Below are 14,327 nucleotides of genomic sequence, written 5' to 3'. Positions count from 1 at the left end.
TGCCTGCTTTCTTAGCTGTCGTACGGTGCGGGGCGGGCGGCCGTCAAGCGGTCTCGCGCACGGCGCGCGCCAGCGTCCGCAGCCCCTCGTCCAGCTCCTCGGGCGTGATCGTCAGCGCCGGGAGCAGCTTGACGACCTCGCTCTCGGGGCCGGAGGTCTCGATGAGCAGACCGAGCTCGAAGGCGCGCTTGGCGACCTTGCCGGCCCGCTCCTTGTCGCGGAACTCGATGCCCCACACCAGGCCGCGGCCGCGGTACTCGACGGTGTCGTCGGGGTACTCGGCGCGCAGCGCGCTGAGGGTCTCCTCGATCTGCTGGCCGCGCGCCAGGGTCTGCTTCTCCATGGCGGCGCCGTCGGTCCAGTACGTCTCCAGGGCCGCGGCGGCCGTCACGAACGCGGGGTTGTTGCCGCGGAACGTGCCGTTGTGCTCGCCCGGCTCCCAGACGTCCAGCTCCGGCTTGAACAGGCAGAGGGACATGGGCAGTCCGTAGCCGCTGATGGACTTCGAGACGGTCACGATGTCCGGCGTGATGCCCGCCTCCTCGAAGGAGAAGAACGCGCCGGTGCGGCCGCAGCCCATCTGGATGTCGTCGACGATGAGCAGCATGTCCCAGCGCTCACAGACGTCGGCGAGCTTGCGCAGCCACTCGGCGCGGGCCACGTTGATGCCGCCCTCGCCCTGCACCGTCTCGACGATCACGGCCGCCGGGGTGTTCAGGCCCGAGCCGGAGTCCTCCAGGAGGCGCTCGAACCAGATGAAGTCGGGGGTCTGGCCGTCGAGGTAGTTGTCGAACGGCATCGGCGTGCCGTGGACGAGGGGGATGCCCGCGCCCGCCCGCTTGAAGGCGTTGCCGGTCACGGCGAGCGAGCCGAGAGACATGCCGTGGAAGGCGTTGGTGAACGAGACGATCGACTCGCGGCCCTTGACCTTGCGGGCCAGCTTCAGCGCCGACTCCACGGCGTTGGTGCCCGTCGGGCCCGGGAACATGACCTTGTAGGGCAGGTCGCGCGGCCGCAGGATGACGTTCTGGAAGGTCTCCAGGAAGGCGCGCTTGGCGGTCGTCGACATGTCGAGGCCGTGGGTGACGCCGTCGCGCTCGATGTAGTCGATCAGGGCGCGTTTCAGGACGGGGTTGTTGTGGCCGTAGTTGAGCGAACCGGCCCCGGCGAAGAAGTCGAGGTACTCGTGGCCGTCCTCGTCGAACATGCGGCTGCCCTGCGCGCGGTCGAAGACCGTAGGCCAACCGCGGCAGTAGCTGCGCACCTCCGACTCCAGGGTCTCGAAGACGCTCAGGTCGGGCTGGGTGATGGTCACAGCGAATCTCCTGGGAGATGAAGAAGTGCGGGGGAGTGGGGGGTGGGGGTGTCCGGTGAAGCGCGGGAAGAGCTGTGGGGGGAGTGCCTGCCGCCGCTCAGCGCGGGAGTGGCTCGATGAGGTAGAGCACCTCGGGCTCGTGCCCGTCGTCGGGGAACAGGCCCGCGTCGAACAGGACCGTGCGCGCGACCGATGCGCCGTGCCGTCGGGCGTACGAGGTGAAGAGGGCCTCGGACGCGGTGTTGTCGGGCGAGATGGTCGTCTCCAGCGCGTCGATCTCGCGGTCGGCCGCCACCTTCGCGGTCAGCCCGTCGAGGAGCGCGGCGGCGAGTCCCTTGCCGCGGTGCGCGTGGTCGACGGCCACCTGCCAGACCATCAGGGTGCGCGGGCGGTCGGGCCGGACGTAGCCGGTGATGAAGCCCGCCACCTCGCCCTCGGCGTCCCGGGCCACCACGGAGGTGGCCGCGAAGTCACGGCACCAGAGCAGATAGCTGTAGGAGGAGTTGAGGTCGAGCACCTTCGAGTCGCGGGCGATCCGCCAGATCGCGGCGCCGTCGGCGACGTCGGGAGTGCTGAGGCGCAGCCCCTCGGGCATTTCTCGGTAATTCGCTTGCAGGTCGGTCGGTAGATCGGCTTGTGCAGCGGTCATGCGGATTGAATTTACCGAGCAATTCCTGGGATTGCATCGGGGGAAGGGGTTACGTACGAAGCCTCGATGTGTTATCACGCGGGGGCGCGCGCCCGCAGGAATGCCGGTCGGAATGTGGTGATTTGCGCCGGTCATATGCGGCAAAAGGTGCGCGCTGTGGAGTGCGTCACAGAAGCGAAACTTCCCTGAAGCGTGCCCGAATTACGACGTTTGGCGCTGTCGAAATCTTAGTGTTTAGCCACCAGGAAAGCGGGCAGAAGAATACGGGAAGCTGTGCTCATAAAGAATTCATGAATGCGGCGTAAAAGCGATGCTTGCGGCGCGGTAATTCAGGGACCGGTGGTTCCGTCGATGGCCTCGCGCAGCAGATCCGCATGGCCGTTGTGGCGGGCGTACTCCTCGATGAGGTGCACCAGGATCCAGCGCAGGCTCACGTCCCGCCCGCCGACCCAGGCCGCGTCCTGCTCGGTGAACCGCCCGGTGTCGTCCAGCGAGCGCCCCGCGCAGATCTCGCGCGCCGTGGCCACTTCCCGCCGCCAGACCGCCAGCGCGTCGTCGAGCGAGCGCCCGGGGTCGAGCGTGAACCCGTACTGGTCGCCCTCGTACACCCAGGGCACGTCCCGGCCCGCGAACACCGTCTGGAACCAGTTCCGTTCGACCCCCGCCATGTGCTGCACCAGGCCGAGCAGTGTCAGGGCCGACGGCGCGGCCGCCCGCCGCCGCAGCTGCTCGTCGTCCAGGCCCGCGCACTTCAGGGCGAGCGTCTCGCGGTGGAAGTCGAGCCAGGACATCAGCATGGCCGGCTCGTCGGCGGTCAGCGGCGGGATGACGCGGTCGTCGTCCGGCATGGTCGTCATGACGGCCACGCTGTCATGAACGGCCGGACGGCGCCGCCGAATTGCGCACGCGAGTGCGACAACTCCCGGGCGTGCGCGGGCGGCTACCCCCAGGCGTCCGTCACCGCGCGCCGCGCCGCCTCCAGGTCGACCGTCAGACCCGCCTCGCCGAGCGCCGCGCCCAGGGCGGCGAGCGAGGCGTGCACGACGCCGCGGGTCGCGTCGGGCCCGTAGTGGTTCACCCGGATCATCTCCTGGGCGAGCGCGCCCCCGCCCGCGACCAGCGGCAGCACCGGATCGGCCGCGAGGGCCTTCGCCACCAGCTGCGAGGCGTCGACCCCGGCCGGGACGCGCAGCGTCGTGGCCACCGGCGCCGCGTCCACGGCCTCGTGGACATACGGCTCGAGTCCGCCGCCGAGCGCGACGGCCCCCGCGCGGGTGGCGGCCGCCGCCGTGGCGTGCCGGGCCATCACCGCGTCGAGGCCCTCGTTCTCGATGCGCTCCACGCACGCCTCCAGGGCGAGCATCTCCAGCTGCGCCGGGGCGTGCAGGAGCGCCTTCCGGCCGCCGTCGACCCAGCGCTCCTTCCAGTCCAGGAGGGAGAGGTAGGAGCGGCGCGGCGCCTTCGGGTTGGCGGCGATCCGCTGCCAGGCCCGCTCGCTCACCGACACCGCGGAGACGCCCGCGGGACCGCCCATGGCCTTCTGCGCGCCGATCACGCACAGGTCGACGCCCCACGCGTCCGGCAGCAGCGGCTCGGCGGCCACCGAGGCGACGGCGTCCAGCATGAACAGCGCGCCGTGCTCCCGTACGACCGCACCGATCTCCGCGACCGGGTTGGTGTTGCCGGTGGCGGCCTCGGCGTGCACGAGCGAGACGAAGTCGATCTCCGGGTGCGCGGCGAAGGCGGCCCGCACCTGCTCGGCGGTGACGGCCGTGTGGAACGGCACGGACAGGTCGATGACCGTCGCGCCGCAGTCCCGCAGCCAGTTGCCGAAGGTCTGCCCGTACGGGCCCGTGATGACGTTGAGCGCGGTCGTCCCCGGACCCGCGGCCCCCTTGATGCAGCCCTCCAGGGGCAGCAGCGCCTCGCCCTGCATGATCACGACGTCCTGTCCGGTGCCGAGGAGGCGGGCGACCCGGTCCTCGATGGCGGCGAAGTGGGCGGCGCTGAGGGGGGCCAGGTCGAGGAAGGGGTGCGTCACGCTGCTGCTCACGGGTCGCGTCATCTCGCTTCATGGTTCGTCTGTTTGGTGCGGCCAGGCTGCTCTCGGTGCGGTCGGGCTGCCGCTTCGAGCGTAACCGCAGCCTCCTAAGCTTCGTACATGAGCGATCACGCGGTGCTGCACGTGAAGGGGCGGGTGCTGGTCGGGCCCGACGACGTACGGGACGAGCTGTGGGTGGTCGGGGGCCGGGTCACCTACGACCGCCCCGCCGCGACCGATGTGACGACCGTCGAGGGCTGGGCGCTGCCGGGCCTCGTCGACGCGCACTGCCACGTCGGGCTCGACACCCATGGACCCGTGGACGCCGAGACCGCAGAGAAGCAGGCGCTCACCGACCGCGAGGCGGGCACCCTGCTGATCCGCGACGCCGGTTCGCCCTCCGACACCCGCTGGATCGACGACCGCGAGGACCTCCCGAAGATCATCCGGGCCGGCCGGCACATCGCGCGCACCCGCCGCTACATCCGCAACTACGCCCACGAGATCGAGCCCGACGACCTCGTCGCCTACGTCGCGCAGGAGGCCCGCCGCGGCGACGGCTGGGTCAAGCTCGTCGGCGACTGGATCGACCGCGAGGCGGGCGACCTCACGGCGTGCTGGCCGCGCGGCGCGGTGGAGGCGGCGATCGCGGAGGCGCACCGGCTCGGGGCGCGGGTCACGGCGCACTGCTTCGCGGAGGACTCGCTGCGCGACCTGGTCGAGGCGGGCATCGACTGCATCGAGCACGCGACGGGCCTGACCGAGGACACGATCCCGCTCTTCGCGGAGAGGGGCGTGGCGATCGTCCCGACCCTGGTCAACATCGCCACGTTCCCGGACCTGGCGGCGGGCGGCGAGGCGAAGTTCCCCCGGTGGTCCGCGCACATGCGGGACCTGTACGAGCGCCGCTACGACACGGTGCGGGCGGCGTACGACGCCGGGGTGCCGATCTACGCGGGCACGGACGCCGGAGGCTCGCTGGCGCACGGGCTCGTGGCCGGGGAGGTCGCGGAGCTGGTGCGGGCGGGGATTCCGGTGCGGGACGCCCTGTCGGCGACGACGTGGGGTGCGCGGGAGTGGCTGGGGCGGCCCGGGCTCGACGAGGGGGCCGCGGCGGACCTGGTGGTGTACGGGACGGACCCCCGGGAGGACGTCGGCGTGCTCGCGGCGCCGCGACGGGTGGTGCTGAACGGACGGGTGGTGGGATGAAGGCGAACTCGACTGTTTCCGGCGGGAGTTCACCGAACGCTGCCTTTGGGTGTTTTCGCGGAGATTGACGAGATCCGCCTCCCATGACACGGTAAAGCCCGTGCCAAGGGGGGTGGCTGATCCATGCTGACGGGTGTCGAAATAACCCGGTCTGCAGGGGTTACGGAAAGTACCTCGCGCCCGTTCACGCCGCACGCGTGGCCGCGGCGCGCGGTCGGTCCGACGGCGTGCTGAAAGGTGCCGCTCTGCTCCCTTCGACTTGATGAGAGAAGAGACATCGGGGACATGCTTTTCAGGATTCTTGGCCCGCTCCGGGTGCAGGGGAGCGCTGAAATGAGCTCGCCCGTCCGGCGCGCGATCCTCACCGCCTTTCTGCTCAGACCGGGCCAGTCCATAGCCGTGGGAGAGCTGGCCGAACTGCTCTGGGACGAGCCGCCCTGTTCCGCCACCGCGAACATCCGCAGCCATGTGACCGGACTGCGGCGCGACTTGGACGAGGCGGCCCCCGGGCTCAGCGGCCGCCTCAAGACCTACCGCGGCGGCCAGAGCGGCTACGGACTCGACGTCACCCCGGACGAATCCGACCTGGCCCGGTTCACGCGCGCCACCCGGCACGGCCGCGCCCTGCTCCTCGACGGCCGGGCCGACGCCGCCGTCGACACCCTCGAGGAAGCCGTGGCCCTGTGGCGGGGCCCCTTCGGACAGGACCTGCCCCCGACGCGCTGGTTCAGCGCCCATACGGTCGGCCTCAACAACGCCCGCTTCGACGCCTGCCAGGACCTGTTCACCGCCTGCATCCTCGCCGGCCGGACCGAGCTGCTCGGCTACCGGATCGAGACCGTGATCGCCGAGGAGCCCTACCGGCAGAAGCTCTGGGCCCTGCTGGCCGCGGTGCACTGCATCCGCGGCGATGTCGTCGGCGCCCTGAACGCGGTCAAGCGCTGCCAGCAGCTCTTCGCCGACGACCTGGGTCTCGACCTGCCGCCCCAGGTGGCGGCCATGCGGGCCGCGGCGCTCACCTGGGACTGCGACGCGGCGTTCCGGCTCGTCGCCGCGCGCGCCTCGACCGCCGAGGGCGCCGCCCCCGACTTCGTGTAGCGGGGGCGGCACCGGCCTCGTACCAGGGCGCTGTGCGCGTCAGGAGTTCCGGCGGCGCAGCGCCACGTACCCCAGCGCCAGTGCGAGCGCCGTCCACGCGGCCAGGACGGCCATGCCGGTCCAGGCGGTCAGCACCGTGTCCTCCGCAGGCCGACTCGACAGGATCAGGCTGCCCGCCACGTCCGGCAGGAACTGGGCGAACTTCCGCACGCCCGGCAGGCTGTTGAGGATCGTCGACACCATGAAGAACAGCGGCACCAGCAGGCCCATGGTGAGCGCGGAGCTGCGCAGCACCGCCGCGAGGCCGATCGAGAACGCGCAGAGCAGCGTCGTGTAGAGCACCGCCCCGACCAGCGCGCGCACCGCCCCCGTGTCGGAGACCGACGCGGCCAGCGCCCCGCCCAGGGACAGCTGCGTGGCGAAGAAGCCGGCCGCGACCACGACGACGGACGCCACGAACGCCGTCGCGGTGCCGGTGAGCACCTTCGCCGTGTAGAGCACGCCGCGCCGGGGCACCGCGGTGAGCGAGCTGTTGATGGTGCCCGAGGAGTACTCGCTGGTCACGGTCAGCACACCGAAGACGACGAGGGCGATCAGGCCCAGCCGCAGCCCGCCGAAGCCGGTGGCGACCGCGTCGAAGTCGGCCTTCGACTCCGCGCCCATGTCGTCGTACGCGTTCCGCATGACGGAGCCCGTGAGCACGGCGACGGCCACGCTCACCACCAGGAAGAGGCCGAGGTTCCACACGGTGGACCGCAGCGTCCTGATCTTGATCCACTCGAAGGCCATGGCCGCGCGGAGCTCCGTCGCCGGCGAGCCTTCGGCCGTCGTCATCACATCTGCCGCCATCGTCAGCGCACCTCCTGCTTCGCCCGGTAGTCCACGGCGTCGGCCGTCAGCCGCATGAACGCCTCCTCCAGGGAAGCCACTTGGGGGCTGATCTCGTACACGGTCACCTGGTTGCGGGAGGCGAGCGCCCCCACCGTCTCCAAGGAGGTGCCCTCCGCCTCGATGACGCCCTCGGGCCCGTCCGCGAACCGGATCCCCTCGGCGGTCAGCACGTCCCGCATGCGCTCGGGCTCCGGGGTGCGGACGAGGATGTACGAGCGGGAGTGGCGGGCGATGAACTCCTCGACGGAGGTGTCCGCGAGGAGGCGGCCCCGGCCGATCACGACGAGGTGGTCCGCGGTCAGCGCCATCTCGCTCATCAGATGGCTGGAGACGAAGACCGTGCGGCCCTCTGCCGCCAGGTTCTTCATCAACTCCCTTATCCACAGGATGCCTTCGGGGTCGAGCCCGTTGACCGGCTCGTCCAGGAGCAGCACCCGGGGGTCGCCGAGCAGCGCGGCGGCCACGCCCAGGCGCTGCGCCATGCCCAGCGAGAGCCCCTTCGCCCGCTTGCGGGCCACGTCCGCGAGGCCCACGGTGTCGAGGACCTCGCCCACGCGCGCCGCGGGGATGCCGTTGCTGCGGGCGAGCCCGAGGAGGTGCCCGTGCGCGGTGCGCCCGCCGTGCAGGGCCTTGGCCTCCAGGAGCGCGCCGACCGTGCGCAGCGGCTGCGGGATCGCGGCGTACGGCCTGCCGTCGATGAGCACCCGGCCGGACGCCGGGCGCTCCAGGCCGATCATGGCGCGCATCGTGGTGGACTTGCCGGCGCCGTTGGGGCCGAGGAAGCCGGTGACGCGCCCCGGCTCGACGCGGAAGGTCAGTCCGTCGACGGCGAGCGTCGCTCCATAGCGCTGGGTCAGGTGTTGTACGTCGATCATTGCCTGTCACTTCTCGGTGGTGGGGGGATGGTGGGGGGAGAGCTGTCTTCTCTGGTTACGCCGGTTTCGTGTCGGGTTCCGCCGGCTTCGTGCGCAGCAGCTTCAGCAGGTCGCGCGCCGCGGCCTGCGGGCCGTGGACCTGGCCGACCCCGGTGGCGTTGAGGACGATCTCGTCCACGCCGAACTGCCGGTACTCGTCGAGGCGTTGGTGGATGTCCTCCGCGGTGCCGTAGAGGAACACGCCGCCGTCGACGAGCCGCCCGGCGTCCGCGGGGCCGGACTCGCCCGTCACGGTGATCCCGGCCCGGCGCAACGTGTCCTGGTAGTGCGGCAGTTGGATGTGGGAGCCGCAGGCGGCCGCCGCGAGCGCCGTGACGTCGCGGTCGGGCCCCGACAGGGCGACGGGCACGATGGCGGTGACCCTGACCGGCTCGTCCAGGGCGCGCTCCGCGCCGCGCAGGGCGGGCATCAGGGTGGTGCCGACGTACCGGGCGTTGCCCATCCAGGTGATGGCCACGTCCGCGACCTCGCCGGCCAGGGCCGCCATCCGCTCCCGCAGCACGCCGAGGCCCACGGACACCGGCGGGGCGAGGGACTTGATCAGGTTCCCGGAGACGGCGTGGTAGTCGCCCCGGACGTCCACGGTGTCGCCGTTCAGCAGGCCCCGCACGATCTGGATGTACTCGCGGGAGGCGCGCAGCGGACTGGCGTACGGCGTGCCGAGCACGCCCTCCTGGATCGACAGGGAACCGGGGCCGAAGCCCGCGACGACCGGGTGCCCGGTGGCGAGCGCCACCGACCGGGCCTCGACCGCCGCCTGGTACGGCGAGCGGAACGGCATCAGCGAGACGCCGAAGCCTGCGGGCACCCGGATGCCGAGGCCCGCCAGATGGCTGATCACGTGGTGGGACTCCAGGACCATGCCCTGGCCCTGCCAGAGCCGCTCGGCCCCGGCCCACTTCACGAGGTTGGCGAACGGCACGACCTGCTCGGGGCGGGTCGGTCCGAAGGGGAGAAGGATCGAGTAGTGCACGGACCTGCCCTTACTTGCGGCGGGACGACCGCAGCATCCAGAGCGAGACCGCGGCGCCCACGACGACGGCGAAGCCCGCGCCGCCCCAGTTCTTCTGGGTGGTGCAGACGGCCGCGATCACGACACCGATGAGCAGCGGGAAGCCGGTGCTCATGCTGTTCTTGCGGCCGTTCTTCGGGCCGTTCTGGTTCTTCACGGGGAACTCCTTTTCTCTGTACGTCAGTTGGCGGGCCGGGCGCTGATGAGGGCCACCGGGACGGCCGGTCCGTCGGCGGTCCGGGCGGCCCGCAGCATGAGGTCCGTGTCGCCGACCCCCGACCAGCCGAGCAGATAGCCGAGGAGCGAGGTGCGGCCCGCGACGCCGGTGTGGAAGCCGCGGTCGCGCGCCGCCGCGAGCACCCGCTCCTGGTAGGTCTCCGCCCGCTCCAGGAGGGAGGCGTCCTTGAGGCTGCGGCCCGTGGCGATCAGGGACTGCACGACGCCGCTGGTGCCGTGGCAGACCGACAGGTCCACCGGGCCCTCGGCGGGCAGCCGCGTCGCCCCGTCCACCAGGTCCGCAAGCCGGTCCCCGGACAGCCAGTCCCGGCGCCCGGCCGACGTGAGGATCTCCGCCGTGGCGAGGAGCAGGCCCGCCGCGCCGTTGCACCAGCCGGACGCGGGGGAGCGGTCGCCGTCGACGAGGCGCCGCAGCAGCCACTCGGCCGACTCCTGCGCCAGGGCGGTGTCCCCGAGGACCCGGCCGACGCGGGCGGCGGCCCAGCGCATGCCGAGTTCGCCGTGGGCCACGTCGAACCAGGGCTTCGTCTTCGGCGCCTGGGCGTGCGCGAGCGTGAGGTCGCGCAGGGCCGCGAGCCGCCGCTCGTCGACCAGGGGGTGCTCGCCTGCCTCCAGGCGCGACAGCAGGACCATGAGGATGCCCGCGGGTCCCGTCGCCAGATCGCTGTCCAGGGTCCCGGCCGCCGCCCGCGCGTCGATCGTGTCGAGCGTCCGCTCCAGCCACGCCGGGTCCACCTGCCCCGGCCGGGCGAGCAGCGTGGAGGCTGCCCCCGTGAACACGCTCTCCGGCGCGTCCGCGAGTACGTCGCCGTACTCGGCGAGAAGCGCGTCGAAGCCCCGTGCCGCGCTCCGCGCCACCTCGGTGAACGCCGCGTCGTGGCGGGCCGCGTTCTCCAGGAACGTGACGATGCCGCCCGCGTCGTGGAACGAGATGAAGTTGCCGGGCGTGACCGTGGGCGCGTTGCGGTCCGGGCCGATGCCGCAGACCCAGCCCGTCTCCGGCCCCCGCGGCCCGTCGTACGCGACGCTCACGGCGTCGAGGGTGCGGGCGATGCCCGGCCACCAGGCGCGCGGCCGGGCCCCGCCAAGGGTCGGCGCGAACACGCTGTGCGCGGACAGGCCGGTCGGGTGGTCCGCGGTCACCTCGTTGAAGCACTCCTCCAGCAGGAAGTGGTGGAAGAGGTCGCTGCGGCGGCCGCCGAGCGCGACGCCCGCGCGGGCGAAGTCGAGCGCCGAGGTCGTGTGGACCCGGGGGAAGTGCGTGCCGGGGGTGGCCAGTTCGGTGGATCCGCCGCGCGCGACGAAGTACGGGACGTTCCCGGTGTGCAGCGCCGCGCGCTCCTGCTCGCCCACGTAGACGGCCGCCTCGGGGCTCAGATAGTCCGGGTAGGTGCCGAGGAGCCCGAAGACCCGCTCGGCCTCCTCGATCTCGCGCAGGTAGTCCGGGTGCGTGGCGGCGTCCAGGAACCGGGTGTAGACCATCGTCGAGCGGATCAGACAGCGCACCGGCATGTCGGGGTACGCGTCGAGGACCTTGCCGATCCCGTCGCCGCGCACGGCCCGGAGCGCGTCCCGGTAGCCGGAGAGGATGTCGCCGAAGTGGTCGACGGGCGACAGCGGCCGCTCGCCGAGCCGGGGCACGTTGTCGGTCTGGCGGTGGGTGACCTGCTCCCAGCGGACGCGGACGCCGTCCGTGGTGCTGTCGTGGATGACCGGCCGCTTCATCTTCGACGTCTGGTCGCCGTCGATACCGACGCCCGCCATGACCAGGTCGATGGGGGAGTTGGGGTTGGCCATCGGCACGAGCATCGTGGAGACCACGGACAGCTTCAGCTGGTTGATCAGCACGTGCGGCAGCGAGTCGTTGTCCACCCCGGCGTTGGGCCGGACCATGGTCTCGGTGTCGATCACGCACGGGTTCTCGCCCGCGGCGAGGAGGTTCTCGTCGTGCAGGTCCGAGGCGCCGATGGCGCCGAACAGCGCGCACAGGGCGCCGAACCGGTAGAAGTAGCGGGCGACTTGGTCCGCTCCCGTCATCGGCCGCGGGGTGACGTAGCTCTGCCAGCCGTGCCCGCCGATGGTGACGGAGGCCGGGGCGCACTCCCGCAGCGAGTACGTGAGGTGCTGGTCGGCCGCCGTGTACAGATCGCGGACGAAGGCGTCGGAGACCAGGGCGCGCGGCTTGAAGACGACCTTGCCGCCGCCCGCGACCTCGACGCCGACGACCTGCCGGTTGTCGTTGTGCAGATCGGCGCCGGTGGCGAAGAGCCGGGTCAGGGGCGCATCGTCGGCCGCGAGGAGCCCGGCGGCGCGCAGTGCGGCCCGGTCCTCGGCATAGGCGGTGAACACGTCGGTGAACGCGTCGAGGGAGTTGCTCAGGACCCGGTCGAGGCGCTGCTGGAGCACCGCGTACCGGTCCATGAGCTCATGGCTGTACGCGGGGTCGGCGAGGCGTCCGCCGTACTCCTTGAGGGCCTGGTCGCTCTCGGTCGTCATCGGCAGCCCGCGCCGCTCCCGGAAGGCGTGGAACTCGCCGATCAGCATGCGGAACGAGTGGAACTCGACGGCGCCGACGAGCTCGTGCCACACCTGGTCGAGCAGCGCGTCCCCGTACTGAGGAGCGGACGCCCCGGCGACGGCGTCGCGCAGCCGCTCGGCGACCGTCTCGCGCGGGATCAGGCTCAGATAGAACGGCAGGAAGGCCGGGACCGAGACATGGGGCTCGGCCGGAACGTGGGGCTCGGTCATGCTGGCTCGCCTCCGACGAGGACATCCGTGGTCGTGTCTGCGCGGTCCGGGCTGTCTGGGCTGTCCGCGCTGTCTGCGTAGAGGTCGGCGTAGACCGAACCGCCGGCCAACAGCGCCTCGTGCGTGCCGTGTTCGACGACGCGCCCGCTGTCGAACACGTAGATGTGGTCGGCCGACTTGATCGTCGCCAGGCGGTGGGCGATCACCACCTGGGTCGCGCCGATGTCCTGGATGATCTGCGTGACCCGCCGTTCGTTGACGGTGTCCAGGGACGCGGTCGCCTCGTCCATCAGCAGGATCCTGGGGCGCTGCAGCAGGGCCCGTACGATCGCGAGGCGCTGGCGCTGCCCGCCGGAGAAGTTGGCGCCCATCTCGGACACCAGGGTCTTCAGGCCCATGGGCAGGTCGTCGAGGAAGTCGAGGATGCCGACGCTCGCGCAGTACTCCCGCACCTGCTCCACCGGGATGTCCTGGCCGAGGGTCAGGTTCTCCAGGATGGTGCGGTTGTGCAGGTGCACTTCCTGCGGGATGTAGCCGATGGCGCGGCGCAGGGCGTTCTTGTCGTACTCGGCCATGTCGAGGCCGCCGAACAGCACGCTCCCGCTGGTGGGTTCGTACAGGCCGCAGACGATCCTGCCGAGGGTGCTCTTGCCGGAGCCGGACGCGCCGACGAAGGCGACCTTGGCGCCCGGCTCGATCTCCAGGGACACGTTGCGCACCACGAGGGAGCTGTGCGCGGTGTAGCGGAAGCTGACGTCTTCCAACGTGATGGAGGTGTCCGGGAGTTCGGTGCGGTCGCCGCCTGGCGACTCCGCCGGGGTCGCGGTGATGTCGTTGAGGCGGGCCACGTACCGGGACGCCTCCGCGAACTCGGTGTACGTCTGGAACACCGACGTCGCGAGCGCGAAGTACGTGGCGGACACCGCCTGCACGGCGATCGCGGCGCCCAGGGATATCTGGCCGTGGCCGACGAAGTACAGGCTCGCCAGGAGCAGCACGATCGGCCCGAACATCTGCGTCGTGGTCGTCACGCCGGAGATGCGGCCCTGCTGCAGGCGCATGCGCTGCTTCATGGCGTCAAGGGACTGGTCGTACGTCTCGCGCCAGCCCGCGACGAACTCGTCGGCGTAGCCGCCCATCTTGATCGTCGGGATCGACACGATCGCGTCGAGCTGCGTGGACTGGCTCTTGGACAGGTGCGCGATCTCGGCGTCGACGGCCTCCCGGACGCGCACCCGGGTCTTGGCCAGATAGGCGGCGTTGAGCAGGAAGAGGACCAGCGCGATCAGGCCGAGCCGCCACTCGGTGACGAACAGGTAGACGGTGACGCAGACGAGGGTGCCCACGTCGAGGACGCCCTGGGCGACCCGCGAGGAGAGCAGGTCCCGGATCGCGTTGACGCTGTTGAGCCGGAACAGCAGCTCGCCGGGTTGTCGCGTGGTGAAGAACCGGTAGGGCAGCGCGAGGAGTTTGGCGAAGGTGTGCGTCATCAGGTGCTTGCCGAGCACCGCGACCAGCGACGACAGGGTGAGGATCCGCACCAGGTGGATCGCGAAGTAGCCGACGGCCACGGCCAGGACCAGCGCGATGACCAGGGAGAGGTCGTCGAGCCCCTGCCAGCGCCCGGCCCGGTCCACGGCCCACTCGGTGAGCATCGGGATGCCGAGGACGGCGGCGTATCCGCTGAGCGACAGGAGCGCCACGAGGGCGATGCGCTTCTTGGCCCCCTCGGCGAAGAGGGGGATGCCGCGCCACTCGCTCAGCGGCTTCGCCCGGGTCCTCTCGAAGCCGGGGCCCGGCTCGGCGGTGAGCGCGATGTCGCTGAACCCGGCCTCGAGTTCGGCCCGGGTGAGGCGGCGCCGCCCCACGGCGGGGTCCATGACGACCGCGGTGCGGCCGTCGAACTTCTCCAGGACGAGGAAGTGGTAGTCCTCCCAGTACAGGATCACCGGGGAGGTGAACTTCTCCAGCGCGGAGATGTCCTTCACGCGGTACGGCTTCACGTCCATGCCGCGCGCGGACAGGTACTGCGCGAGCTGGTTCGCGGACAGCCCGTCGCGGCCCGCGTCCATGGCGTCGCGGGCGCTGGAGAGACTCTCGGCGCGCCCGTGGTAGCGCAGGACCGCGACGCAGGAACAGAGCCCGCACTCGGTCTGGGTGACCTGGGTGACGGTGGGTACCTGGCGGGCCAT

12 protein-coding genes are annotated in these 14,327 nt (G+C 71.4%); 2 read left to right on the top strand and 10 right to left on the bottom strand.

The annotated features are described in order from the left end of the window. Nucleotides 1-43: 43 nt before the first annotated feature. From ectB to ACQB60_RS00465, 4 genes are all read right to left on the bottom strand, one after another. The gene (gene ectB, locus ACQB60_RS00480; protein WP_384839884.1) at nt 44-1,315 is read right to left on the bottom strand and encodes a diaminobutyrate--2-oxoglutarate transaminase; all 1,272 of its coding nucleotides are present in this window, start codon (nt 1,313-1,315) and stop codon (nt 44-46) included. A gap of 97 nt (nt 1,316-1,412) precedes the next feature. Beyond that, nucleotides 1,413-1,964 (bottom strand): diaminobutyrate acetyltransferase, encoded by a 552-nt coding sequence (gene ectA / locus ACQB60_RS00475; protein WP_496923772.1) that lies wholly within the window; start codon nt 1,962-1,964, stop codon nt 1,413-1,415. 329 nt (nt 1,965-2,293) lie between these two features. After that, complete coding sequence (locus ACQB60_RS00470; RefSeq protein ID WP_496923771.1) at nt 2,294-2,821, bottom strand: DinB family protein; 528 nt, start codon at nt 2,819-2,821, stop codon at nt 2,294-2,296. Between the two features lie 83 nt (nt 2,822-2,904). Beyond that, nucleotides 2,905-4,005 carry a pyridoxal-phosphate-dependent aminotransferase family protein gene (locus ACQB60_RS00465; RefSeq protein ID WP_496924741.1) on the bottom strand — a complete coding sequence of 367 codons (1,101 nt, stop codon included), beginning with the start codon at nt 4,003-4,005 and terminating at the stop codon, nt 2,905-2,907. A 120-nt stretch (nt 4,006-4,125) separates the two neighbouring features. Between ACQB60_RS00465 and ACQB60_RS00460 the strand changes: the two genes are divergently transcribed. Both ACQB60_RS00460 and ACQB60_RS00455 read left to right on the top strand, forming a co-directional pair. After that, nucleotides 4,126-5,214 (top strand): amidohydrolase family protein, encoded by a 1,089-nt coding sequence (locus tag ACQB60_RS00460; protein WP_496923770.1) that lies wholly within the window; start codon nt 4,126-4,128, stop codon nt 5,212-5,214. Nucleotides 5,215-5,547: 333 nt separating this feature from the next. After that, nucleotides 5,548-6,312, top strand: coding sequence for an AfsR/SARP family transcriptional regulator (locus tag ACQB60_RS00455; protein ID WP_496923769.1), 765 nt, complete (start codon nt 5,548-5,550; stop codon nt 6,310-6,312). A 39-nt stretch (nt 6,313-6,351) separates the two neighbouring features. Here the strand turns inward: ACQB60_RS00455 and ACQB60_RS00450 are convergent, their stop codons facing one another. The 6 genes from ACQB60_RS00450 to ACQB60_RS00425 are packed head-to-tail and all read right to left on the bottom strand — an operon-like array spanning nt 6,352 to nt 14,327. Then, nucleotides 6,352-7,161 carry an ABC transporter permease gene (locus ACQB60_RS00450; RefSeq protein ID WP_496923768.1) on the bottom strand — a complete coding sequence of 270 codons (810 nt, stop codon included), beginning with the start codon at nt 7,159-7,161 and terminating at the stop codon, nt 6,352-6,354. Between the two features lie 2 nt (nt 7,162-7,163). Then, nucleotides 7,164-8,078: an ABC transporter ATP-binding protein gene (locus ACQB60_RS00445; protein ID WP_496923767.1), complete on the bottom strand. Its 915-nt coding sequence runs from the start codon at nt 8,076-8,078 to the stop codon at nt 7,164-7,166. Between the two features lie 55 nt (nt 8,079-8,133). Further along, on the bottom strand, nt 8,134-9,111 hold the full coding sequence (locus ACQB60_RS00440) for an LLM class flavin-dependent oxidoreductase (RefSeq protein WP_496923766.1): 978 nt from the start codon (nt 9,109-9,111) through the stop codon (nt 8,134-8,136). Nucleotides 9,112-9,121: 10 nt separating this feature from the next. After that, nucleotides 9,122-9,307 (bottom strand): hypothetical protein, encoded by a 186-nt coding sequence (locus ACQB60_RS00435; RefSeq protein ID WP_496923765.1) that lies wholly within the window; start codon nt 9,305-9,307, stop codon nt 9,122-9,124. Nucleotides 9,308-9,330: 23 nt separating this feature from the next. Then, nucleotides 9,331-12,135: a DUF4135 domain-containing protein gene (locus ACQB60_RS00430; protein WP_496923764.1), complete on the bottom strand. Its 2,805-nt coding sequence runs from the start codon at nt 12,133-12,135 to the stop codon at nt 9,331-9,333. Continuing rightward, nucleotides 12,132-14,327, bottom strand: a complete 2,196-nt coding sequence (locus ACQB60_RS00425; RefSeq protein WP_496923763.1) for a peptidase domain-containing ABC transporter — start codon at nt 14,325-14,327, stop codon at nt 12,132-12,134. Before ACQB60_RS00425 ends, ACQB60_RS00430 begins: the two co-directional genes overlap by 4 nt.

The organism is Streptomyces odontotermitis, from assembly GCF_050510915.1.
Classification (GTDB): domain Bacteria; phylum Actinomycetota; class Actinomycetes; order Streptomycetales; family Streptomycetaceae; genus Streptomyces.
The sequence above is the reverse complement of the archived record's forward strand: the minus strand, read 5'-3'. Positions and strand labels throughout refer to the sequence as shown.